Below are 24,417 nucleotides of genomic sequence, written 5' to 3'. Positions count from 1 at the left end.
ATTAAGATAAAAGTGTATAAGAAGTGATTTACACTATTTTCAAAGATTAAGTTCTTATTTACTTCACTTTTTCTTAAAGTTAGAAATATTGGTATCAATATATTCACTAATACCAATAACTTAATACAAAAATTCAAAATACGATTACCATAATACAATTGAATAAATGATACTATAACCAATAAAATTAAAAACATATATGACAATTTAAAATGTAAAAAATCTCTTTGTTTATTTAATTTACTTATTGCAAATAATATTAATAATATTGATAAAATTAATATCAAATAATAATTTGCCTTTATAAATATAATCACAATTAAATATAGCAATATAAAGACAAATGGTTTTATGTGTTTTATCATGGTTTTTCAATTTCTGCTGCGATACATGATGCTAAGTCAATAGCCAATTGTTCCGCTCCAGTTGCTAAAAAATAAGCTGTATCAACCCAAGTCCAATCACCTTCTCTTGATTGTAGTTTTTTACACAAACAATATTCTATACCAGTTCTACGACCACACGCAATAGAACTACCACCACTTCCAGAAGATGATCCGTCAGTCAATGATGAAGTTATAACATCATCAGCATTGTCTAAATTCTTATAATATAAATTATATGCTATCCATTTATATCCTGAAATAGTTGATAATATATGCTTTCTCTCTATTTCGTCGGAGAAATTTTCGTGAACAAAATTCTCATATTCTTTTGAGAACAAAATAACATTATCGATATCAGAGTTATTGGCAAAGCTCTCTAAAAGTAATTGTTCGAACTCATTGGTCTCTGAATTCTCCAATGACAAATTGTTTAAAATAGGAGTTAAATTTCCCTCAATATAATTCCGAATAGCTATGCTATCCGAGCTGGATATTTCATTAATAGTAATGTATTCATTTAGATCAATTAGGAATTGAGAATATTGGATTCCAAAAAAATCGTATTCGTTTATTTCAGAAAACACATCTTCCTGCTCTATAGTATTTTGTAAATTATTAACATACTCATCATTGTTTTTTAAACTATCTTCAAAAATACTTAATTCTGTCTTAAATAGATTCAATTCAGCAGTGTCGATTTTTTTTTCTTCAGTGCTGCAAGAATAAAACACGCTTATTGCAATTAGAATTAATAATAAATACTTATTTCTTCATGTTTTAATTAGATTCATTTTTTACTTTTTGGTGAAAATATGAGATGTTTTTTATTCATATAATCGATTAAATTTAACTTTGTTTTTGCTATTAAGATGATCAGTCTGTAAGATCGTTTAAATGATTTAGTCAGTTTAGTTAATATAAATTTGTCTATTTATTTTGTCAAAAATATAACTTTTAATCAATTTTGTTTGTACGTAGTTCTACGTATATTTCGAGAAGCGCTTCATTTATGTTTATTGAGTTCATAATCTACTTACGGTTTTAATCTTGTTAACGCCTTTCTTTTGGAGGAATAGGTAATATAAAAATTAGAAAATCCACTTCAAGCGAAGTGGATTTTTTTATTCAATTAATAAATTCTTTTAACCTTTAAGTCACAGCATCTTTAATCCGCTTAATCGCTTCCACAATTTGTGCTTGACTAGCAGCATAAGATAATCTAATGCAATTTGGATCACCAAACGCATCACCTGTAACGGTTGCCACTAACGCATGTTCTAATAAGAATAATGAGAAGTCGGTTGCATTATTGATGGCTGTTCCCTTTAGCGTTTTTCCGAAGAAAGCCGAAATATTAGGAAATACATAAAACGCACCTTCTGGTGTATTATTAATAAATCCAGGAACATCATCTAATAAGGTTAACACCAAATCTCTGCGAATTTTAAATTCGTCAACCATGAATTTCACGCGTGTTGGCGATTCGTTTAAAGCCGTAATCACAGCACGTTGCGCAATGCTATTAGCACCACTCGTTACTTGACCTTGCATTTTGTTGCAGGCACGAGCAATATTTTCTGGAGCACCTAAATAGCCAATTCGCCAGCCTGTCATAGCAAACGCTTTAGAAACACCATTTATAGTAATGGTTCTGTCAAACATATCTGGAAATTGTGCCATACTAGCGTGACCGTTTTCTGTAAAGTTGATATGCTCGTAAATTTCATCAGAAACTACATAAATATTTGGGTGCTTTTGAAGCACATCTGCTAAAGCGCGTAATTCTTCTTTACTGTAAAGTGAGCCACTTGGATTACAAGGCGAACTATACCAAATCATTTTTGTTTTTGGTGTAATAGCAGCTTCTAATTGTGCCGGTGTCATTTTAAAATCGGTAGTAATACTAGTTTCTACTTCTACAGGAACACCTTCGGCAAGGGCAACAATATCTGCATAACTTACCCAATATGGACAAGGTAAAATAACTTCATCACCTGGATTAATCATCACTTGTGCTACATTATAAAGTGCTTGTTTAGCACCTGTAGAAACTACAATTTGTGGTAAGGTATATGTTAAGTTATTATCACGCTTAAATTTGGTGATAATGGCTTGTTTCAATTCTACATAACCATCAACTGGTGTGTACGAACTGTAATTATCATGAATGGCTTGAATAGCTGCTTCTTTAATATAATCTGGTGTATTAAAATCTGGCTCACCCAAACTCAAACCAATAATATCTTTGCCTTCCGCACGTAATTCGCGCGTTTTAGCTGCCATAGCTAATGTGGCAGACGTGGCCATGTTTAAAACTCTATCTGAAAGTACATTCATTAGAAATATCTTTTTAAAAGTAAATAAAAATTAAGCCATACTTGGTTTTGCGCCAAGTGTTTTTAATTGGTTGTAGTGTTCAGCAATAGCGGTCCAAATTGAATTGTATTCATTATAAGGTAAGCTAAATTCATGCGCTGTTTCTCTTACTATTTTAGCAATGTTTTTGTAATGAACATGACTAATATGAGCGAACAAATGGTGTTCTACCTGTCTGTTTAAACCACCTGTGTAAAATTCTACCATCCAGCTTTTTGGTGAAAAATTAGACGTAGTAAATAACTGGTGAATGGCCCAGGTATTTTTCATATTCCCTTTTTCATCAGGCAACGGCATTTCCGTGTTTGGCATAACATGTGCTAATTGGAATATTACACTTAAAATTACACCAGCTGTGTAATGCATAATTAAGAATCCGATTAACACCTTCCACCAGGCAAAGCCTAGCGCTAATGGTAAAACCACCCAAAGTGAATAATATAATATTTTACCAATAATTAACTTGGTCCATTGTGTAGCAGGATTTGGAAACTCACCATAAGATAATTTTCTTTTTAGGTAAATATAGGTTTGTTTGAAATCGGTTGTAATTGCCCAGTTTACAGTTAATAGTCCATATAGTAGAAATGCATAATACTTCTGGTATTGGTGGATTTTCATCCATTTAGAATGTTTTGAGAATCGGATAATACGTCCAGCATCAATATCTTCATCATGACCTTGAATATTCGTGTACGTATGGTGTAAAACATTATGTTGTACTTTCCAATTGTAATCGTTTCCTGCTAAAATATGGATACTACTTCCCATTAAAGTATTTACCCATTTTTTACTTGAAAAAGAACCATGATTAGCATCATGCATCACGTTCATTCCAACACCAGCAATACCAATTCCAATGACTACCATACAAATTATTTGCAACCAGCCAGGCATGGTTACCGTTAATAAAAGTACTAATGGTCCTAAAAGTAGGGTAAACATGACAATGGCTTTAATATATAAAGTCCAGTTGCCTGTTTTTTTTATGTTATTCTCTTTGAAATAATCATTCACACGCTTATTCAATGTTCTGAAGAATTTTGCAGAATCATTTCTTGAGAAAGAAAGGGTTTTATTTGTCATACTATGTAATTTAAAATGTACTTACAAACCATGTTGTAACACATATTTATGCAAATATAATTATAATGAGCCGTTATGAACACAAAGTTTTCATAAAAATATGCACAAAAATTTACCTACTTTTGTCGAAAATCGAAGAATATGGAACTCATTTTAAAGTATTTTCCTGACCTAACGGAAGATCAGATTGCTAAATTTACGCAATTAGAAACGTTGTATCAAGACTGGAATTTGAAAATTAATGTCGTGTCCAGAAAAGATATTGATGAGCTGTATTTACGCCATGTTTTACATGCCTTGGCTATTGCAAAAGTGATAGATTTTAAGCCAGGCACTAAATTGATGGATGTTGGAACTGGTGGTGGATTTCCAGGCATTCCGTTAGCCATTTTATTTCCAGAATGTTCGTTTCATTTGGTAGATAGTATTGCCAAAAAATTGAAAGTGGTGGATGAGGTTGTTGCAGGTTTAGAGCTAACCAACGTAAAAACCACACATGCACGTGTTGAAGAAATTAAAGATACTTATGATTTTATCATCAGTAGAGCAGTAGCAGCTATGCCAACTTTTGTTCATTGGATAAAAGGTCGTGTTGCCAAAAAACAAAATCATGATCTTAAAAATGGGATTCTCTATTTAAAAGGTGGCGATTTATCTGAAGAGCTTCAAGATTATAGAACTGCTACGATTTATAATATTTCCGATTTCTATACAGAAGAATTTTTCGATACAAAAAAGGTGGTTCATTTACCGATTAAGTTTAAAGGTTAGAAGCTTTTAAACTCCTAACCATGTAATATTTATTTTAAATTATTGGCATCATCAATTCAGGTCATTTTTTATTTCACTTATTTTCTTATTTGCATAAAAATTCAAGTCTAGATTAACGTCATTTAACATATTTTGAAATTCAATATCAGAATTAATCGTCTTTAATTTATTAATTACGGAAATAAATTCATTTTTGTCCTTGTTATCAAATAAAATTTTATTGTTTTCTCCGAAAATGAAAAGGTTTGCCTTTTCCAATATTAGTGGTTTAATTTGGGATAATTCATCCCAAATTTCATTTGTAAATAAATTTTGATTACTTCCCAGAAAATAATAATAATCAACATACTTTTGACCTAAATTACTGTTTTGAGCTAGATATTGGTCTCTTAATTCATAAATAATATTAGTTTCATTTTCATTATTAGACATTCTAGACCAAGGACAATCATCTACTGTGGTTCTCACACATTTATAATAACTGGGTCTAGGACTATCGTTAACATATGAGCATTGACCTTTAGATGTTTTGCTACAAGGACTTTTACAGCCAGATCCAGCATCAGGTATCCTAACTTGATTTACATTGTTTAATTCATTGTCTAAATTATATTTAATTATATTATTATTAAAATTAGATTCCTCACTATTAGTTGGTGTTCTTACTTCTTTATTTAGAAACACAAAAACACTTTTTTCACAATTTCCAAAAATTGTTGAGCAAGCATAAATATCGTTGAATGAAAGGTGCTTCACAGTTGATGAAAGTTCATTGATTTTTGTGAAATCACCATCATTATTTTTATATACATCTATATACATTTGTTCACCCTTCGAAAAATATATTTGTACTCCCAAGATATTATTAAGGTCAACTATTTCGTTTGTTTTATAAAATTTGTTTGTAAAAACGATATAGGATATTATGTTTTTTTCGAAAATATTATCAGAAGTGAGAGTGAAATTGGCTTTTAATTTACTGAATTTTTCTTCCAAAATGTAAGTTGTGTATTGCTCTTCTATATCCTCCCAAAAGTCAAAGTCAAATTTATTATTTAGAATAATAATTGATCTATTGCCTTCAGATTCAGTGAAGCAGTTAACACAATCTTGTTCATCTTTATCGCAGGAGGTCAAGTTAATTGCAATACATATAAATAATAGGTAGAGTAAATTTAAATTTCTCATAATACGTTCAATTTTATAGATTAGTATATAAAGCTTTTTTTAAATTGTTTTATTCAATGAGTTTTACAATTTAAACTAAATTAATAATAATTTTTCTAATATCAAATAAAATTATTTTTCAAAACACTATGTGTTCTTGTTTAGAAGAAACTAAAGATACTTAGGACTTCATCATCAGTAGAGCAGTAGCTGCCATGCCAACTTTTGTGCATTGGATAAAAGGGCGTGTTGCCAAAAAACAAAATCATGAACTTAAAAATGGTATTTTGTATTTAAAAGGAGGCGATTTATCTGAAGAACTTCAAGACTATAAAACAGCAACTATTTATAATATTTCCGACTTTTATTCGGAGGAATTTTTTGAGACTAAAAAGGTGGTTCATTTACCCATTAAGTTTAAAGGGTAGTATATTTAATTTTGAATCGGAATAAAATTTTATAAAACTAAAAAGAGGCTGTCTGAAAAGTAAATTTTTACTCTAAATATCACATTGAGTGCAGTCGAAATGTTTGGATTATAAAAACATGAAAACTTCAACTGCGCTCAATTGGACATCGCGTAGCTACTTTTAAGACAGCCTCTTTTAATTAAGATTCAAGATTGTTTATTTAACCAATAATTTTGTTTTTAAAATTTGATTGCCTTCACTTTCTACATTTAAAACGTATAATCCAGAAGCCATTTTAAAAGGAACGTTTGTGCGTTGGTTTAGATCTAAAGTTGATTGTAAAACAATTTTTCCGGTAATATCTACAATGAATATATTTACATTGTTATAAACTTCAGTGCTTAAAATTGTAAAACTTTGCGATACCGGATTTTGTTCGAGTTTAATAAAGTTTCCAGAAAAAGAATCTGTACTTAATGTTTCCAAAATAATTTCGTCTAAAGCAAAATCAACATTTAGAGGTGTTAATGTTACATGTGGTTCATTTTCATTTGGCATGTACCAAGCATCAAAAGGTGTGGTGCTAGTAGTTCCTCGAGCCGAGGTTACATTACTTGGTGTATGAAACCAATTGATTTCATTATTAGTAATTTCAAAAGCCATAGAACTGACACTTGGAATAAAATTAAAATAATCTGTGGATAAGGAATTTAAAAAGTCACCTACCAGACCATCTGTTGATAAATCTTCAGTCAAGGTTAAAATATCAAATAATCCGCCAGAAGCGGCATCTACACCATTGGAAAAACTTGGTGCTGTAGATGTGGCATTATTTATTCGGTCGTTTGCTAAAGGAAACCACCAAGCAAAATCCAAATGGACTTTACTACTATAAACTTGTGTACTAGCATTGGGCGTAAAACGTGTTTCGGCTTTTAATTCGGCGCCTGAAATAACATCAATATTGGCATTGAGAATGCGACTGCCAGGATTTAAACTATTTGTTGCTGCTGTATTATCTTGATATCTAGCATTAATACCACTACCATTAATAATTGATATATTTCGCGTTAATTCTGGGAATCCAGATGTGGTTAAACTATTCATTCTCATGTCTAAAATAGCCTTATATGGATGTTCTTGAGGTAAATCTAAAGATCCATTAAAAGAAACGCCATCACTATTTGTAATATGTGGTTCAAACTGATCTACTAGCATTTGTCTAGCAGCTGAAGAGCGTAACATGCCATCAATAATAGGTTGTAATTCTTCTACATTCTGATCGCCTATGACGGCAAAATCATCCAAGCCAAAAGCTAAAAAATTAAACTGGTGTTGAAATCCGATTGGCACATTAGCACCATGGTGAGGTGAATCAAAAGAAATCCATAACCTGGTTTCATGATCTAAATTATTATTCTCCATATAATTTATGGCGTATCTTGAAATTAATCCACCCATACTTGGGCCAATAATTACATTGTCTTCTGCGCCAATTTTTTGTGCGTTGATGGTATTTATTAATTCTACTAAAAGCATGGCGTTTCGTTCAATAAAATCAACACCACCATCAATAACTTTATTGTCCGCTGCACGTGTGTAAATTGGGAAATTTAGTATCACAACATCAAAACCTTCGTCTCTTACCAAATCGCCTAAATTAGAAGTCGTTCCATTTTCTGTAAAGTTGAGAAGTTCATAAATCCCGGCAATGTCACGTCCATCAGCAGGATCAAAACCATCGACTAAAATAATAGGTTTATCTAAAATATTATCAGCACTTAAAAACAATTCATATTCACCTGTTCCATTATAAGATGTGGTTTCACCATAAGGCGAAAGATCTGGCGTAATAGATGAATTGAAAGTTGTTATAATACGATTGAAATTTCGATTTAAATCGGCGTTGGAATAGGCGATTTCTATTTTGGCTTGACGGTAAATAATGGATCCATCAGCTAATGTAATTTGAAATGTCAGTGTTTTATCTCCAGGTTCTAAATAGGAAACTTGTAAATTTTGATTGATAGTTATTGGTATGAAATCTTGACCATCATCAAAATTAATAGCTATTTCTTCAATGGCATTTTTTGTTGTATTAAAGATGTGATTTGAAGATATTGAAAACGTAGTTTCTAATCCTTTGTGTTCCGTTCTAAAAGGCGCAGCAATGGATAGGTTTTTTTTCTCAAAAATAACTTCATTTGTGTTTCTGCGAATAATGAAACCTTGGGCATCTCTTGTTACGGCTTGGTTTTGGAATGCTTGTTCGGTTATAGATTCAAAATCAGAGAGCAAAATGGCCAATGGAATACTTTTCGTAAAATAACTTTGTTTGCTGTCTTCTTTTAAACTTGAAAGTGGCTTAAAACGGTCTTGAAAATCGTTTTGTGCTATGGTTTTATACGCTTGGTAAAAACTATAGGTGTTTATGGGTTTGTTGTTGTAATCTGTAATGTCAACAACGGGCGATTGTGGAACCAAAATGCTGGTTTCCATTCCCTTTGTATCAAATTTTTCGAAGGCTTTTTGATTCTGCGAAAAAACAGAGACAGAAAGCAGTGCGACTAATAAAAAGTAGTTTATTTTCATGTGTATATGCGTATTGATTGCTTAAATATACTGCCTGAAATGAATTAGTACTAATACTTTGGATAAACGACATAAAAAAGCCCTTAACAGGTATTGATAAGGGCTTTTAAATAAATTGATTTGGATTATTATTCTCCTAAAAATGGATATCTGTAATCAACTGGTGTTACAAATGTTTCCTTAATTAATCTAGGTGATACCCAACGTAACAAGTTCTGTGCTGATCCCGCTTTGTCATTTGTTCCAGATGCTCTTGCTCCTCCAAATGGTTGCTGACCAACAACAGCTCCTGTTGGTTTATCATTAATATAAAAGTTACCGGCACTATTTTGAAGCGCATTGGTAGCTTCTTGAACAGCATAACGACACGTAGATAAAATAGCACCTGTTAAGGCGTATTCACTTGTTTGGTCTACTAATTTTAATGTTTCAGAAAAATCGTTTTCATCATATACATAAATGGTCATAACTGGGCCAAAGAGCTCCTCTACCATCGTTGTGTATTGTGGGTTAGTTGTTACAATAACCGTAGGTTCAATAAAGTATCCTTTCGATTTATCATAATTTCCACCAACAATAATTTCAGCATCTTTATCTGATTTAGCGTTGTCAATATACTTGGCTAATTTATCAAAAGAGCCTTCGTTGATTACGGCTGTAATGAAATTCCCCATGTCTTCTGGAGAACCCATTTTAAAAGACTTCACGTCCTCAATCACATATTTTTTAACATCCTCCCAAAGGTTGCTTGGAATGTAAGCTCTAGATGCAGCACTACATTTCTGACCTTGGAATTCAAAAGCACCTCTAGAAATAGCTGTTGCTACTTGTTTAGCGTTTGCAGATTTGTGCGCTATTATAAAATCTTTTCCGCCCGTTTCACCAACGATTCTTGGATACGTTTTATAATTTGTTATGTTATTTCCTATTTGTTTCCATAAATCTTGAAACACCGGTGTTGAACCCGTATAATGTAAACCAGAAAAATCTGGACTAGCCATAACCGTATCTGTAATCATACCTGGATTACCAAAAACAACGTTAATAACGCCATCTGGAACACCAGCTTCTTGAAAGACATCCATAATGACTTTAGCAGAGAAAATTTGGTTATTACTTGGTTTCCAAATAACAACATTTCCCATTAATGCCATACACGACGGTAGGTTTCCAGCAATAGCTGTAAAGTTAAAAGGTGTTACAGCATACGTGAAACCTTCTAATGGACGATACTCCACACGGTTCCAAGCATCACTGGTGCTCTCTGGTTGGTCCATGTAAATGTCTGACATGAATTGTACGTTGAAACGTAAAAAGTCAATTAACTCACAAGCCGCGTCAATTTCAGCTTGATAAATATTTTTAGATTGTGCAATCATGGTTGCAGCATTAATTTTAGCTCTGTAAGGACCTGCAATTAATTCGGCAGCTTTTAAAAATATTCCAGCGCGTTGTTCCCATGGCATTTGAGACCATTCTTTTCTAGCTTCTAAAGCTGTCGAAATGGCTTCTTCAATATGAGATTTTTCGGCTAAATGATAAGTTCCAACAATATGTTGATGATCATGTGGAGGAGACATTGTTCTCGTGTTTCCAGTTTTCACCTCTTTCCCATTGATGTACATGCCTACATCAACTTTACTGTTGTACATGTCTTTATAAGCTTTTAAAACTTCTTCGCGCTCTGGCGATCCTGGAGCATAAGTTTTTACAGGCTCATTTACTGCTAGTGGTACGTTAAAGAATCCTTTTCCCATGAATATATTGGTATTTAATTGTTTATGTTGTTTTCAAGCTGCAAATGTACGATTTTTTAACTATTTTTTTGATAGAAAAGCTCTTAAAAACACGTTAAAAGTTTGTCGATTTTTGTAAGTTCCATTTTTATTTATCGACCGTTTAATTATGTGTACAGTAACCTTTATTCCTAAAAATAATACGGATTTTATATTCACTTCAAATCGGGATGAATCGCCTATTCGTGAAACGCTAGCGCCTGATTTTTATATGGAGCATGACGTTAAATTACTGTATCCGAAAGATGAAAAAGCTGGAGGTACTTGGATTGGTGTCAGCGAAAAAAGCCGATTAGTCTGTTTGTTGAATGGTGGATTTACGGCTCATGAACAAGAAGATCATTACAGATTGAGTAGAGGCGTAGTGGTTAAAGATGTTTTAATAGCACCCGATTTTTTAAAAACAATTGAGACTTATAGGTTTACAAATATTGAGCCATTTACCATGCTCATTGTGGATTGGGAAAAGACTTTAGATCTATATCAATTGGTTTGGGATGGGAATCAAAAACACCTAAAGAAATTGCCGAATGAACCACGTTTATGGTCTTCATCATCCTTATACTCCGAATCTATGAAAGTATTGCGATTAGAGTGGTTTGATGAATTTAAAAAGCAAACTAATTTTCAGGCTGAATCTATCATGCAGTTTCATAAAACAGCTGGTCACCAGCATGCGGAATTCGGATTAATAATGGATAGAGGTTTTGTGAAAACAACTAGTATTACCCAAGTTGAAAAATGTAATTCGCTTGTTAATATGCGATACACAAATTTGCAAGATGAAAACGTTATTGAAAAGGAAATGCTTTTCTGAATAAATGGTGTATTATTAATTTAATGCGAAAGGAGCGCTTAATCTGAAAGCAGGAATAGCCACTTTAAATTTCTTCTCGGTTTCTAAATTAATCATATTATAGAATCCTTGCATAGCTCCAAATGGCGATGTAAGTAAGCAGCCAGAAGTGTAGGTGTGGGATTCGCCTGGTTTTAAAATCGGTTTTTTACCGATAACACCTTCGCCTGAAACCATTTCTACATTATTTAGTGCGTCTAAAATAGTCCATTCTCTAGCGTATAATTGGACTGTGTTTTTACTTTGGTTTTCAATAGTCACTTTATAACCAAAGGCAAACTGAATTTTATAATCTTTATAAAACGTGCCTTCAAAATGTGTTTCTACAGAAATTTTAATGCCTTTTGTTACTTGTTGAACCATGGTATTAATAGGTTTTCAAGGGTTTAGATGAATGCTAATGTAATAAATATTACTCGAGAATAAAAAAAATTAGTTTTTAGTCGATTAACAGGTGGCTTAATTGGATATATTCACGGAATTTCCTTCGCCTATACCTATTATACGGTCGTATCTGGCGCCTAAATCACGATAATAAACCAACACTTTATAATCGTTTTCCGTTTGCCAAAAACTACCACTTATGGCACTTTCATTTATTTTACCGGTTTGATTATCTACAATAACATATTTGTAGTTATAAAACCCTTGCTTCAATATAATAGGAACTTCATAAATACCTTTTGCAGGATTAAAAGTCATTTTGGTGAACTCATCAACGGCATAATTATTAAAATTACCATATACATGAATAGATTGGTTTGGAGGTAATTCGTTCAGTAATAATGAAAAGTGCATCCAAGCATAATCTGCTTCAATGGAAGGTTTTTCGGCATCAATAGCTGTAATTAAAAAGTTACCGTTAATATCTGGATTGTACGTATAAGGCTTGTTAAAGCGTGGTACATTGGTGAATAAATAATTGCTGTACAGTTCAAATAACTCTATATATTGAATAGCAGCATTGGCGCCGCGAATATCTTTATTTTCAAAGTAAAAATATTCGTTGCCACCTTCAAATAGGGTTTCTTTGGTGTATTTGTAAATTAATTCATTACCTAACGTATATTGTGGTGGAACATTCCTAATGGCGGAATTTAAATTATTATTCTGAATGATTAATGTCTTTACCGTTTGCAGCGGATTATTAAATTGCAAATTCCCAGAGTTAATAACAATATCTACACTTTGCATGCTTTCCACTTGCCTTACATCGCGCGAACGTTTGATAGAAACACCAACGTTAGCTAAATTTTCCTGAACCATAAATTTTCTAGAGAAAACCAATTCATCTAAATCATTGTAAACCTTAATCATGTAATTGCCCGAAACTTTTAAGCCACGAGTTTGCTGATTTGGGAGTCGTAATATGTAATGTGAATAAATTTGATAGGTATTAAACGAGTTTTCGTAATTACGAATACGCTGATTATCAATGCCATTTAAAAATTCGGTTTGCATGAGCTGCGAAGGTGTCCAATCATAATCAAAATGTTCAATTTTATAATAGAAATCATCTTCATCACCATTTAATGCATCAAATTCCAAGATTAATTGTTGACCTAGTTCAAGAATAGGAAGTTGACTTTCGCGTGTTTGACCTTGAAAGGTTATGGATTTAATATAGCCAGGAGGATTCACTTCCTGTGCTATTTGGGAAAAAATGGATTGACCACAAATTATAAGGAATACCGATAGAAAAGATTTAAACATGCAATATTTGTTTTAAGGGTTAAAGATAAACAATTTTTATGCCTAAATAATTTTACTTATTTAGAATAGGTATAAATAACAAACTTCATGGAAGTCTGGTATAAAATGATGTATAATTTCGTAAATTTGCACCGATTTTAGCTCAATTAAAATCAGAATGATATTTTTTACTATTAACAAATAGATTTATAAATATGTCAAACGACATTACCATTAAAAAAGGTCTAGACATCAAGCTTAAAGGTGCTGCTGAAAAGGTGACTGAAAATGCTATCATTAGTAATTTTTGCACTGTTAGACCAGAAGACTTCCACGGTGTTACACCAAAATTAATTGCTAAAGTTGGAACCAAAGTAAAAGCTGGAGAGCCTATTTTTTATGATAAGGCTCAAGATGCTGTTATATTTGTTTCGCCTGTATCAGGGGAAATAATAGACATTCCAAGAGGTGACAAACGTCGCATTTTAGCTTTAAAAATCCAAGCGGATAAAGAGCAAGTTTTCCATGATCACGGTGTGTTTAATATAGAATCTGCAACTGCAGAGTCTGTTAAAACACATTTATTAGCATCAGGATGCTGGCCTTTTATTAAGCAAAGACCGTATGATATTATTGCAAATCCGGAAAGATTGCCAAAAGCTATTTTTATTTCAGGATATGCTTCTGCGCCTTTAGTTGCTGATTATGATTTCGTACTTCAAGGAAAAGAAGCGGAATTACAAGCAGCAGTAAATGCATTAGGAAAATTAACGGAAGGCAAAGTACACGTTTCGGTTGCTAAAAATGGTGCTTCGCCATTAGCAGGTTTAAAAGGTGTGTCAATTCATAAGGTTTCGGGTCCACATCCAATAGGAAACGTGGGGACGCAAATTAATAAAATTGACCCTGTAAATAAAGGTGAAACCGTTTGGACTATAAATCCGCAGGATTTAGTCATCATTGGTGAATTACTTTTAACAGGTAAATTCAATGCAGAACGTTTAGTAGCTTTAGTAGGTTCGTCTGTTAAAAAGCCGCGCTACTTTAAAACTAAAATTGGTAGTGAAGTTGCTACTATGGTTTATGATAATGGCGTTGATAAAGATGGAAACGATCGTATTATTTCTGGAAACGTATTATCTGGAAAACAGGTAAAACCAGACGGAAGCTTGGATTATTACAGTAATACTATTACGGTAATTCCAGAAGGTGATGATTATGAATTTTTTGGATGGAATAAGCCCGTTTTCAATAAAATATCAACATCTAGAGCGTTAACATTCTCATGGTTAACACCAAACAAAAAATACGATTTAAATACTAATACAAATGGAGAACACAGAAATTTTGTGTTAACGGGAACCTATGAAACCGTTTTTCCATTAGATATTTACCCACTACAGATTTTAAAATCGTGTATGTATCAGGATTTAGACGAAATGGAAGCTTTAGGTATGTATGAAGTTGCTCCAGAAGATTTTGCTTTAACTGAATTTGTTTGCGTGTCTAAACAACCACACCAAGCCATTATCAGAAAAGGATTGGACGTGATGATAAAAGAAATTGGATAATGATTCATTTTCACTGTAAAATGAAAAATATATATAAAGATGAGTTTAAAAAGTAGTTTACATAACTTAAAGGAGAAGTACAAAGGGACCAAAATGGCTCCTGCGTTTAACGCACTTCATACTTTTTTGTATTTGCCTAATGAGACCACGCATAATGGGACTCATATTAAAGCAGCCGATGATTTAAAAAGAACCATGAATATTGTAATCATGGCTTTAGTGCCATGTTTAATATTTGGGATGTTTAATGCCGGTTATCAGCATTATTTAGCTTTAGGAGATATTGAATCTGCTAAAGGTTTTTTAGGAGCATCATTCTGGACTTTAGATAACTTGATTATCGGAGCTTGGACGGTATTGCCTTTGGTAGCCGTTTCCTATGGTGTAGGTCTTGCAGTAGAATTCTTATTTGCTGTAATTAAAGGTCACGAAGTAGAAGAAGGTTATTTAGTAACAGGTATGTTAGTGCCATTAATTGTTCCGGTTGATATTCCATTATGGATGTTAGCAACAGCCGTTGTTTTTGGTGTTGTAATTGGTAAAGAAGTTTTTGGTGGTACAGGAATGAATATCCTGAACCCAGCATTAACTATTCGTGCCTTTTTGTTTTTTGCGTATCCTACGTGGATGTCAGGAGATAAGGTTTGGGTTCATGGGGCAAAAGCTTTAGAAGGAACACCAGACGCTATTTCAGGTGAAACCATTTTAGGTTCTTATGCTCAAAATAATTCTGTAATGTATGATTATTGGGATATGTTCTGGGGAATTATTCCAGGCTCGGTTGGGGAAACCTCTAAAGTCTTAATTATTATTGGTGCATTATTCTTAATCTTCACGAAAGTGGGAAGCTGGAGAATTATAGTAAGTACGCTTATTGGTGCTTTAGTTATGGGCTTAATATTCAACGGTGTTGTAGATGCTGGTTGGATAACAGAATCAAGTAAGTTTTACGGATTAATGAATGTTCCATTCTGGCAACATTTAATTATTGGTAGTATACTATTTGGAGCCGTTTATATGGCAACAGACCCAGTAACAGCTTCACAAACTAATAAAGGAAAATGGATTTACGGTTTCTTAATAGGATTTATTTCTATAATGATTCGTGTCTTTAATCCAGCCTACCCAGAAGGTGTATTCTTAGCAATTTTATTAATGAACGTTTTTGCTCCTACTATTGACCATTATGTGGTTCAAGGTAATGTGAAACGTAGAATGAAGCGTTTAAAAGTTAAAACAGCATAATTATGGCAGTTAATACAGATAAAAATTCATACACGATATTTTTTGCAATAGCAATGGTAGTCGTTGTAGGTTCATTATTAGCGTTTACAGCATCGTCTTTAAGACCTAATATTGAAGAAAATGAAAGAAAGGAAAAGCAACAGAATATATTGTATGCTTTAGGCGTAAATGAAAATGAAGGTACAGGAGATATTGCTTTTATTTCTACAAGTAAAGTTGCTGAAGCGTTTGAAACTAATATTTCTGAACAAATTGTTTTAGAAGTAAAAGATGGCAATATCATAAAAGAAATGAATCGTGATGAGTTCATGAGTTCTAAAGAACAAGGTGCTGGAAAAGAACCTTATTTAATAGACATTAAAAAAGAGCAATCTAAAGCTAAAAATGGTGAGTCAAGATACTTACCTATATTTAAAGGTCAGCAAGACGGTAAAACGGTTTATGTTGTGCCAATTAGAGGAAAAGGACTTTGGGATGCTATTTGGGGTTTTGTAGCTCTAGATGAAGAAATGGTTGTTAGAGGTGTGTTTTTTGACCACGCTGGTGAAACACCTGGTTTAGGTGCAAACATTAAGCAACGTTATTTCATGGATGATTTCTATGGTGAAAGATTATTAACGGATGTAGGTGTATTTAAAGGAATTACTGTTGCTAAAGGAAATAATGACCCTGTTAATAGTGACAAAGATGATCACGCAGTTGATGCTATTGCAGGATCTACAATTACAGGAGATGGTGTAACGGCAATGATTAAGAAAGATTTAAAATTGTATTTACCATACTTTATGAACTTAAAAAATAACAACAATTAATTATGGCACTACTTACAAAAAAAGACCTAAAGTTAATTACAGACCCGTTATCAGATAACAACCCAATTACCATTCAAGTATTAGGTATTTGTTCAGCATTAGCTATTACTGCGGAGCTTAAGCCGTCTATAGTAATGAGTATTGCTGTACTTTTTGTTATGGGTGTTGGTAATGTTGTTATTTCATTAATGCGAAATATCATTCCTTCTAAAATTAGAATTATTGTACAACTAGTTGTAGTTGCATCTTTAGTTATTATTGTAGATCAGGTTTTAAAAGCCTTTCAATATGAGTTGAGTAAAACACTATCTGTATTTATTGGTTTAATTATTACTAACTGTATCATTATGGGGCGCTTTGAAGCATTTGCTTTAGCAAACAAACCATGGAGATCCTTTTTAGATGGTGTTGGAAACGCATTAGGTTACGCTGTGATTTTGGTTATAGTTGGTTTCTTTAGAGAGCTTTTAGGTTCAGGGACACTTTTTGGGATTCCAGTTTTAGGAGATCCAATTGGGAGTCCAGAAACGGGACCAACAGGCATTTACGCATTTGGATATGAAAATAATGGTTTTATGTTAATGCCACCAATGGCATTAATTATTGTCGGACTAATTATTTGGGTACAACGTAGTAGAAATAAAGATTTAATAGAAGACTAAATCAGTTAGTCGTTTTCAATAGACCTTAACAGAAACTACAGTAGAAAATTTAAAAGAATAAAAAAATGATAGAGCATTTAGAGTTATTTTTCAAGTCCATTTTTATAGATAACATGGTCTTTGCGGTATTCTTAGGTATGTGTTCATACTTAGCCGTATCTAAAAAAGTTGCAACAGCCGTAGGTCTTGGAGCAGCTGTAATATTTGTATTAGCTATAACAGTCCCTTTAAACTGGTTATTAGATCAGTATTTACTACAACCTGGAGCATTAGCTTGGATAGATGGAAGTGCCAACGGAGAAGGTTTCTCTGGAATGGATTTAGGCTTTCTTTCCTTTATTATGTTTATTGCAACTATTGCAACCATGGTGCAATTGGTAGAAATTATTGTTGAAAAGTTTTCACCATCATTATATAATTCACTAGGTATATTTTTGCCATTAATTGCGGTAAACTGTGCCATTTTAGGTGGTTCATTATTTATGCAGTCTCGTGAAATTGAAACCTTTGGTTTAGCGCTTAACTACGGAATATCTTCAGGTATTGGTTGGTTTTTAGCCATTTTAGCTATTGCAGCCATTCGTGAAAAAATTAGATATTCTAATGTGCCAGCTCCATTAAGAGGACTCGGAATTACATTTATAATTACAGGTTTAATGGGAATTGGATTTTTAAGTTTTGGTGGTATGTTAACAGGTGGAGATGAAGAAGGAGAACCATCAACAGAGCCAACAGCACAAGTACAAGAAATACAAACTGAAGACGCTAAAGAATTAGCTGCAAACACTAAAGTAATAGAGTAATATGATTTTAGCAACAGGAACATTAGGAACAGTAATAACAACAGTAATAGCGTTTTTAATCATAACCTTACTACTGGTAACTTTACTTTTAGTTGTCAAACAAAAATTATCTCCATCAGGTCCCGTAAAGATCTTAATCAACGGAGAAAGAGAAATTGAAGTAGCTTCTGGAGATACATTATTGTCTACCTTAAGCGCAAATAAAATATTCTTACCATCTGCATGTGGTGGAGGTGGAACGTGTATTCAATGTGAATGCCACGTACTAGATGGTGGTGGCGAAGCATTACCGACTGAAACACCACATTTTTCTAGAAAAGAATTAGCAGAGGGTGCACGTTTATCTTGTCAGGTAAAAGTGAAACAAGACATGGAAATTTCTATTCCAGAAGAAGTATTTGGTATTAAGAAATGGGAAGCTACCGTTGTTCGTAATTATAACGTGGCATCATTTATTAAGGAGTTTGTTGTTGAAATTCCTGAAGATATGGGTTACAAAGCTGGTGGTTATATCCAGATTGAAATTCCTAACTGTGAAATTAAATTTTCAGACATGGATATTACAGCACATCCAGAAGAGCATGAAACGCCTGATAAGTTTCAAGCAGAATGGGATAAATTTGCATTATGGCCATTAGTGATGAAAAACACAGAAACGGTTGAACGTGCTTATTCTATGGCTTCTTATCCAGCTGAAGGACGTGAAATTATGTTAAACGTACGTATTGCAACACCCCCTTTTGATCGTGCTAAAAACGGTTGGATGGATGTAAATCCAGGTATTGCTTCGTCTTATATTTTTGCTCAGAAACCAGGAGATAAAGTAATTATTTCTGGACCTTATGGTGAATTCTTCATCAACGAGTCTGAAGCAGAAATGTTGTATGTAGGTGGTGGAGCAGGAATGGCGCCAATGCGTTCACACTTATATCACTTATTCAAAACCCTAAAAACAGGTAGAAAAGTAACCTATTGGTATGGTGGACGTTCGAAACGTGAATTGTTTTATTTAGAGCATTTTAATGCATTAGAAAGAGAATTTCCGAACTTCAAGTTCTATTTAGCATTGTCTGAACCAATGGAAGAAGATAATTGGAAAGTAAAAGAAAATATTGATGCACCAGGTGATGGTTTCGTAGGATTCATTCACAACTGTGTAATTGATAATTACTTAAATCATCATGATGCACCAGAAGATATTGAATTATATTTCTGTGGACCACCTTTAATGAACCAAGCAGTTCAAAAAATGGGAGAGGATTTTGGTATTCCAGATGAGAACATTCGTTTTGATGACTTTGGAGGATAATCTGAATGTATTAATACAATTTAAAGCCGACTCTTCAGAGTTGGCTTTTTTATTGGGAATAATTGACACGGATTAAATCCGATAGTGAACTAATTTAAAATAAGATTATTCTCCTTGTTTTTTTAATAATTTGTAATTTTGCACTATGAAAAAAGAACTCACAGAACAAGAGCGTCATAATTTAGCCATGAACCATGTTGGTAAAGATTTGGAGCAGCGTGGTTTTGAATTTGTAGCCATTAATAGTAAACTAAAAAGACATCCGCAATTTGTGTGTATTGATAAAAATAGTCAGTATTTTTTTGTGATAATTCGGGCTGTTTTATTGCCTGATAATCCAAATAATTATGACATAGTTTGGATGGAAACTTTTAAAAAACACGCGGCTGAAAAAGATGCTAAAGTGCTTTATGCTGGCGTAGGATTAGGTAATCCTGATGGCGAAGATTTACCAATCTATTTAAACGAAGAATATCTTATAGAATACAACGGAATTCAAGTAATTGAAACCAACCTAAATTAAAAATAACGGTTAACTAAAATATTCTCGTATTTTGGTGAGATATCCGAAGAACTGAAATACTTTTAAAATGAAACTAAAACATATATTATTTACTTTTTCATTTGTTATATTTATGGTCTCTTGTAATCAAGAACCGACAAATACGAAGTTAACAGGTCCAGTTTTTGGAACCATGTATTCCGTTATTTACGATTCGGAAGTCAATTATCAACCACAATTTGATAGTCTGTTTGCGGTTATCAATACATCTATGTCTACTTATATTCCAGATTCTGATATTTCAAAATTAAACCGAAATGAAACTGTTTCCGTTGATGATCATTTTTTAAATGTATTCAACACTTCAAACACTATTTATCAAGCAACTAATGGTGCTTTCGACCCTACAATTGGAGCTGTTGTAAACGCTTGGGATTTTGGTCCTGAAGGAAAAATAGTAGCTTTAGATAGTCTTAAAATTGATAGCCTCATGCTCGGTGTTGGTTTTAATAAAGTTTCTATTAAGAATAATACGATTACTAAACCCACAAGTACATTTATTGATTTTAATGCTATTGCCAAAGGATATGGTGTGGATGTAATTGGTTTATTTTTGGAGTCAAAAAACGTTAAAAATTATTTAGTTGAAATTGGTGGTGAAATCCGAACGCGTGGTACCAATATAGAAAAACAAAGCAGTTGGAAAGTAGGTGTAGAAATGCCACATTTTGATGGTGAACAATCCATTTTAAATGCTATAAGCTTAAAAAATGAGTCTATGGCAACATCAGGAACCTACCGGAAGTTTAAAATTGATGACCAAGGAAATCGCTATTCTCACATTATCGATACCAAAACAGGTTATCCAAGCAAAACCAATTTGTTGAGTATTTCAGTCATTGCAGAAAATTGTATGATTGCTGATGCGTATGCTACCGCTTTTAAAGCCATGGGAATTGAAAAAGTTGAAGAATTTTTAGAAACACATCCTGAATTAAAAGTGTTTTTGATTTTTGAAAATGACCTCAATGAATTTGAAACGGTTTCTATAAATGGTTTTCCTGATAACTAGTGTTTTAGACTTCCAATCTTGTAATAATTAAGATTATAGCTTTAAAAAGTGTTTTTTATAATCTTAATTTAACATAGTAAGAAAAACTTCTGTTTACACATTTTTTCTTTTTTAAACTTCTTGCTCTTTTAGATTATAACATGTTGATATACATCTGCTCCGATATGTATCAAGTATATTTTATAATTAAATCTATTTTATAATTTTATGAAATTTCTATTTACTACTGCATTTCTGATGTTTTTTGTACTGCCTGTTTTATCACAATCTGATGCCGAAATTAGGGCTATAAATGTAGACAAGTCGGAAATAAGTTTGTTGGAAGGCGATTTAGATAGCGCATTAGAATATTTTAGTAAAGCAAGACGCTATATTAAAGATATTGAGACAGTAATGTAGCCAAAATAAATGCTTTGGTTAGTAATGATGTTCGGGATTATACAAAAGTTAAAATAATGTTTGAAATCTATTTTGATTTGAAACACTAGAAAATACCAGTGGTGCGTATTCAGGAAATTCGAAATTTGTAAAAAACACGAATGGTTCATTTCAGATTCTGCAAATGGTGCATTGTAGGCATCAACTTGTTTTTAAAGATAAAACGTTACCGGTATTGGAGGATTTTTTAATTAAAAATGATATTGGAAATTCAGGAGCTCAAAAATAAATAGCCCAAGCGCCATTTGTTTATCAAACAGTATTAAATTACTAATAAAAACGCATTCACCAATAATAAAAACCATCCAGCAACTAAAAGCAAGCCTCCAATAGGTGTAATGGGGCCTAAAAACCGCATTTTTTTTCCTTTAGCATCAGATAATACCAACCCATATATACTGAAAGAAAACAATACAATTCCAATAGTAAAACACCAATAGGTTGTGGAGGTAACATTATACGAGCTAAAACCTAAAGCTAATAAAACAATAGCATGATACATTTGGTATTTCACGCCAACTTCAAAACTTTGTAGTTGATCTGGAGATAAGATTTTCTTTAAAGCATGTGCGCCAAAAGCGCCAAAAATTACGGCTAACATTCCAAAAATAGCAGCTGTTGCAATTATAATTTGATGTGTCATTTTAGTAAGTTTTAGAAGGTCAGGTTAATTAATATTCAAATTGTTACATATAGTTTTCTAACTGTAAAAGCACTAAAAGTCGTTAAAAACGACAGATTTCTCTGTGTAGCTTTGCGAAACAACTTTTATTTATAAACTACCGGAATAATCTCACCTTTAGCCAAGCAATAGCGTTCTATTTCACCATCGGTAAGTTTAGCTGTGTAATCCATTTCTTCAGCTTTAAATCCAATATTACGGAGTTTATCAAAATAATCACGGCCATAAATTCGCACATGATCATATTGTCCAAAAATGGCAGCACGTTCTTTTTTATCGGTAATGCTATCATCTTCAAAAGTGCTATCGCGATTTAAATCTTGTGGAATCTGAAATATGCCATAACCACCTGGTTTCATCACTCTGTATAATTCTTGCATGGCTTTGGTGTCATCTGGAATATGCTCTAAAACATGATTGCATAAAATTATATCATAACTGTTATCTTCAAATGGAAGATTACAAATATCTGCTTTTACATCAGCAATTGGCGATTCTAAATCGGTTGTTGTATAGTTGAGGTTATTAAGTTTTTGGAAGCGTTTTAAAAAACATTGTTCTGGTGCAAAGTGAAGCACGCTTTTTTCAGCTGTAAAAAAATTGGTCTCATTTTGTAAATAAAGCCAAAGTAATCTATGACGTTCTAAAGAAAGGGTAGAAGGTGATAACACATTGTCACGCTGATTCCCGTAACCGTATGGTAGAAACGATTTAAAACTTTTGCCATCAATAGGATCTGTATAGGTATCGCCTTTCATAAAAAAAGCTAAAACAGGACGTGCTACATAACTCAATCGGATTAAGATTGGTCTTGGTATGGTGTTTAGGATTTTTTTGAATAGATTTTTAGACACAGATTTCACGGATTTTCACGAATCAGTTAGAGAACGATTCTTTTATATTTTAAACTTTCTTCACCAAAATTAATTAGTAAACCTAGCTTTAACTTGGAGACTGCTAAATAATTCAACGTTTGTTTCAAGTGCGCAGAATGCAAACATTCAACGGCTTTTAACTCCAGAACGATTTTGTCATCAATTATAAAATCTGCTTTATACTTGTGTCGAAGTAAATTCCCTTTATATAGAATTCCATATTTTTTTTCACGCGAATATGAAATATTATTATCCATCAATTCAATTTCTAACGCATCAGAATAAACTACTTCATTAAAACCTTTTCCAAGCTGATTATGCACTTCCATACATATGCCAATAATTTTATAAGCTTCTTCTTTATAAATTAGATTCGACATAGTTTTTTTGTTGAACATTATAGAATTGGATTCCAAACATTAGTGCAAATTAGTAAAATTCGTGTCAAAATAGTGTAAAAGCATTTATTCCAATTATTGAATCTCCGCACAATAGTTAAAGCACAATCGGTTCACGTCTAAACGCATCCTCCTCATCACTCACAATCCCTAAAGCATCATAAACATAAGCAAACGTAGAAAGCAATTCAGGTTTCCCATCTACAATAGCCACATCGTGCTCAAAATGTGCCGATGGTTTATTATCTAGAGTGGTAATGGTCCAACCATCACGATGTTGTTTTATTCTATGTGTTCCCATGTTTATCATAGGTTCAATAGCTACTACTTGGCCTTCAATAAACTTTTTACCACGACCGCGTTTGCCGTAATTTGGCATTTCGGGATCTTCATGCATTTTACGACCTATGCCATGACCTACTAATTCACGAACCACGCCATAACCTCTGTCTTCACAGTATTTTTGAATAGCATAACCAACATCTCCAACACGATTACCAACTTTAAATTCACGAATCCCTTCATATAAAGATTGCTTGGTAACATCTAAAAGCGTTTGAATTTCTGGATCTATTTCGCCAACAGCAAATGTATAGGCATGATCACCGTAGTAGTTGTTTTTTATAGCACCACAGTCTATAGAAATAATATCGCCTTCTTGCAAAGGTTCATTTGTTGGGAATCCATGGACAACTTGCGAGTTTGGACTCATACAAAGCGTATTTGGAAAATCATACAAACCTAAAAACCCAGGTATAGCAGCTTGTTCCCGAATAAAATCTTCAGCCAATTTATCTAATTGCAATGTGGTAACACCCGGCTTTACCTCTTTGGCAAGCATTCCTAAAGTTTTAGATACAATTAAAGCACTTTCACGCATTAATTCTATCTCTTCTCTTGTTTTTACTATAATCAT

23 protein-coding genes and 1 pseudogene are annotated in these 24,417 nt (G+C 32.9%); 12 read left to right on the top strand and 12 right to left on the bottom strand.

What is annotated here, in order from left to right; genetic code table 11:
- Positions 1 to 361: 361 nt before the first annotated feature.
- From ES675_RS10575 to ES675_RS10565, 3 genes are all read right to left on the bottom strand, one after another.
- Positions 362 to 1,069 (bottom strand): hypothetical protein, encoded by a 708-nt coding sequence (locus tag ES675_RS10575; RefSeq protein WP_066254912.1) that lies wholly within the window; start codon positions 1,067 to 1,069, stop codon positions 362 to 364.
- A 466-nt stretch (positions 1,070 to 1,535) separates the two neighbouring features.
- Positions 1,536 to 2,723, bottom strand: a complete 1,188-nt coding sequence (locus ES675_RS10570; RefSeq protein WP_066254909.1) for a pyridoxal phosphate-dependent aminotransferase — start codon at positions 2,721 to 2,723, stop codon at positions 1,536 to 1,538.
- A 30-nt stretch (positions 2,724 to 2,753) separates the two neighbouring features.
- Entirely contained in the window at positions 2,754 to 3,848 is a 1,095-nt protein-coding gene (locus ES675_RS10565; protein ID WP_066254906.1) for a fatty acid desaturase family protein, read from the bottom strand.
- Positions 3,849 to 3,989: 141 nt separating this feature from the next.
- Here ES675_RS10565 and rsmG point away from each other — a divergent pair, with 141 nt between their 5' ends.
- On the top strand, positions 3,990 to 4,619 hold the full coding sequence (gene rsmG, locus ES675_RS10560; RefSeq protein WP_066254904.1) for a 16S rRNA (guanine(527)-N(7))-methyltransferase RsmG: 630 nt from the start codon (positions 3,990 to 3,992) through the stop codon (positions 4,617 to 4,619).
- Between the two features lie 51 nt (positions 4,620 to 4,670).
- Here rsmG and ES675_RS10555 read toward each other — a convergent pair whose 3' ends face one another.
- Positions 4,671 to 5,807 (bottom strand): hypothetical protein, encoded by a 1,137-nt coding sequence (locus ES675_RS10555; protein WP_148367429.1) that lies wholly within the window; start codon positions 5,805 to 5,807, stop codon positions 4,671 to 4,673.
- Between the two features lie 164 nt (positions 5,808 to 5,971).
- Between ES675_RS10555 and ES675_RS10550 the strand changes: the two are divergent.
- A pseudogene (locus ES675_RS10550) lies at positions 5,972 to 6,214 on the top strand (16S rRNA (guanine(527)-N(7))-methyltransferase RsmG); the annotation flags it as partial.
- A gap of 198 nt (positions 6,215 to 6,412) precedes the next feature.
- On the opposite strand, the gene ES675_RS10545 reads toward ES675_RS10550, so the two are convergent.
- Positions 6,413 to 8,788, bottom strand: a complete 2,376-nt coding sequence (locus ES675_RS10545) for a T9SS type A sorting domain-containing protein (protein WP_066254896.1) — start codon at positions 8,786 to 8,788, stop codon at positions 6,413 to 6,415.
- A gap of 128 nt (positions 8,789 to 8,916) precedes the next feature.
- On the bottom strand, positions 8,917 to 10,545 hold the full coding sequence (gene pruA, locus ES675_RS10540) for an L-glutamate gamma-semialdehyde dehydrogenase (RefSeq protein ID WP_066254892.1): 1,629 nt from the start codon (positions 10,543 to 10,545) through the stop codon (positions 8,917 to 8,919).
- A 148-nt stretch (positions 10,546 to 10,693) separates the two neighbouring features.
- Between pruA and ES675_RS10535 the strand changes: the two genes are divergently transcribed.
- Entirely contained in the window at positions 10,694 to 11,401 is a 708-nt protein-coding gene (locus ES675_RS10535; RefSeq protein ID WP_066254890.1) for an NRDE family protein, read from the top strand.
- Positions 11,402 to 11,416: 15 nt separating this feature from the next.
- Here the strand turns inward: ES675_RS10535 and apaG are convergent, their stop codons facing one another.
- Together apaG and ES675_RS10525 are read right to left on the bottom strand one after the other, a co-directional pair.
- A complete protein-coding gene (gene apaG, locus ES675_RS10530) occupies positions 11,417 to 11,803 on the bottom strand; it encodes a Co2+/Mg2+ efflux protein ApaG (RefSeq protein ID WP_066254885.1) in 387 nt (128 codons plus the stop codon).
- Between the two features lie 96 nt (positions 11,804 to 11,899).
- Positions 11,900 to 13,153, bottom strand: coding sequence for a type IX secretion system plug protein (locus ES675_RS10525; protein ID WP_066254882.1), 1,254 nt, complete (start codon positions 13,151 to 13,153; stop codon positions 11,900 to 11,902).
- 194 nt (positions 13,154 to 13,347) lie between these two features.
- On the opposite strand from ES675_RS10525, the gene ES675_RS10520 reads away from it, so the two are divergent.
- The 9 genes from ES675_RS10520 to ES675_RS10480 all read left to right on the top strand — a co-directional run bounded on the left by ES675_RS10520 (position 13,348) and on the right by ES675_RS10480 (position 21,507).
- Positions 13,348 to 14,703, top strand: coding sequence for a Na(+)-translocating NADH-quinone reductase subunit A (locus ES675_RS10520; protein ID WP_066254878.1), 1,356 nt, complete (start codon positions 13,348 to 13,350; stop codon positions 14,701 to 14,703).
- Between the two features lie 39 nt (positions 14,704 to 14,742).
- Positions 14,743 to 15,948 (top strand): NADH:ubiquinone reductase (Na(+)-transporting) subunit B, encoded by a 1,206-nt coding sequence (locus tag ES675_RS10515; protein ID WP_066254875.1) that lies wholly within the window; start codon positions 14,743 to 14,745, stop codon positions 15,946 to 15,948.
- 2 nt (positions 15,949 to 15,950) lie between these two features.
- Entirely contained in the window at positions 15,951 to 16,760 is an 810-nt protein-coding gene (locus ES675_RS10510) for a Na(+)-translocating NADH-quinone reductase subunit C (protein WP_066254872.1), read from the top strand.
- Positions 16,761 to 16,762: 2 nt separating this feature from the next.
- Positions 16,763 to 17,422 carry an NADH:ubiquinone reductase (Na(+)-transporting) subunit D gene (locus ES675_RS10505; RefSeq protein WP_066254869.1) on the top strand — a complete coding sequence of 220 codons (660 nt, stop codon included), beginning with the start codon at positions 16,763 to 16,765 and terminating at the stop codon, positions 17,420 to 17,422.
- 65 nt (positions 17,423 to 17,487) lie between these two features.
- A complete protein-coding gene (gene nqrE / locus ES675_RS10500) occupies positions 17,488 to 18,225 on the top strand; it encodes an NADH:ubiquinone reductase (Na(+)-transporting) subunit E (RefSeq protein WP_066254866.1) in 738 nt (245 codons plus the stop codon).
- A 1-nt stretch (position 18,226) separates the two neighbouring features.
- Entirely contained in the window at positions 18,227 to 19,534 is a 1,308-nt protein-coding gene (nqrF, locus tag ES675_RS10495) for an NADH:ubiquinone reductase (Na(+)-transporting) subunit F (protein WP_066254860.1), read from the top strand.
- 145 nt (positions 19,535 to 19,679) lie between these two features.
- Positions 19,680 to 20,057 (top strand): Na(+)-translocating NADH-quinone reductase subunit F, encoded by a 378-nt coding sequence (locus tag ES675_RS10490; RefSeq protein ID WP_066254856.1) that lies wholly within the window; start codon positions 19,680 to 19,682, stop codon positions 20,055 to 20,057.
- A gap of 67 nt (positions 20,058 to 20,124) precedes the next feature.
- Complete coding sequence (locus ES675_RS10485; protein WP_066254853.1) at positions 20,125 to 21,108, top strand: FAD:protein FMN transferase; 984 nt, start codon at positions 20,125 to 20,127, stop codon at positions 21,106 to 21,108.
- Between the two features lie 207 nt (positions 21,109 to 21,315).
- The gene (locus ES675_RS10480; RefSeq protein WP_066254849.1) at positions 21,316 to 21,507 is read left to right on the top strand and encodes a hypothetical protein; all 192 of its coding nucleotides are present in this window, start codon (positions 21,316 to 21,318) and stop codon (positions 21,505 to 21,507) included.
- Between the two features lie 301 nt (positions 21,508 to 21,808).
- Here the strand turns inward: ES675_RS10480 and ES675_RS10475 are convergent, their stop codons facing one another.
- The 4 genes from ES675_RS10475 to map form a co-directional block, all read right to left on the bottom strand.
- Positions 21,809 to 22,189, bottom strand: a complete 381-nt coding sequence (locus tag ES675_RS10475) for a DUF423 domain-containing protein (RefSeq protein WP_066254846.1) — start codon at positions 22,187 to 22,189, stop codon at positions 21,809 to 21,811.
- A gap of 125 nt (positions 22,190 to 22,314) precedes the next feature.
- Entirely contained in the window at positions 22,315 to 23,082 is a 768-nt protein-coding gene (locus tag ES675_RS10470) for a class I SAM-dependent methyltransferase (protein ID WP_066254843.1), read from the bottom strand.
- Between the two features lie 26 nt (positions 23,083 to 23,108).
- A complete protein-coding gene (locus tag ES675_RS10465; RefSeq protein ID WP_066254923.1) occupies positions 23,109 to 23,483 on the bottom strand; it encodes a GxxExxY protein in 375 nt (124 codons plus the stop codon).
- Between the two features lie 115 nt (positions 23,484 to 23,598).
- Entirely contained in the window at positions 23,599 to 24,417 is an 819-nt protein-coding gene (map, locus tag ES675_RS10460; RefSeq protein ID WP_066254839.1) for a type I methionyl aminopeptidase, read from the bottom strand.

It is taken from the genome of Algorimicrobium algoritergicola (assembly GCF_008086165.1).
GTDB lineage: Bacteria > Bacteroidota > Bacteroidia > Flavobacteriales > Flavobacteriaceae > Algorimicrobium > Algorimicrobium algoritergicola.
The sequence above is the reverse complement of the archived record's forward strand: the minus strand, read 5'-3'. Positions and strand labels throughout refer to the sequence as shown.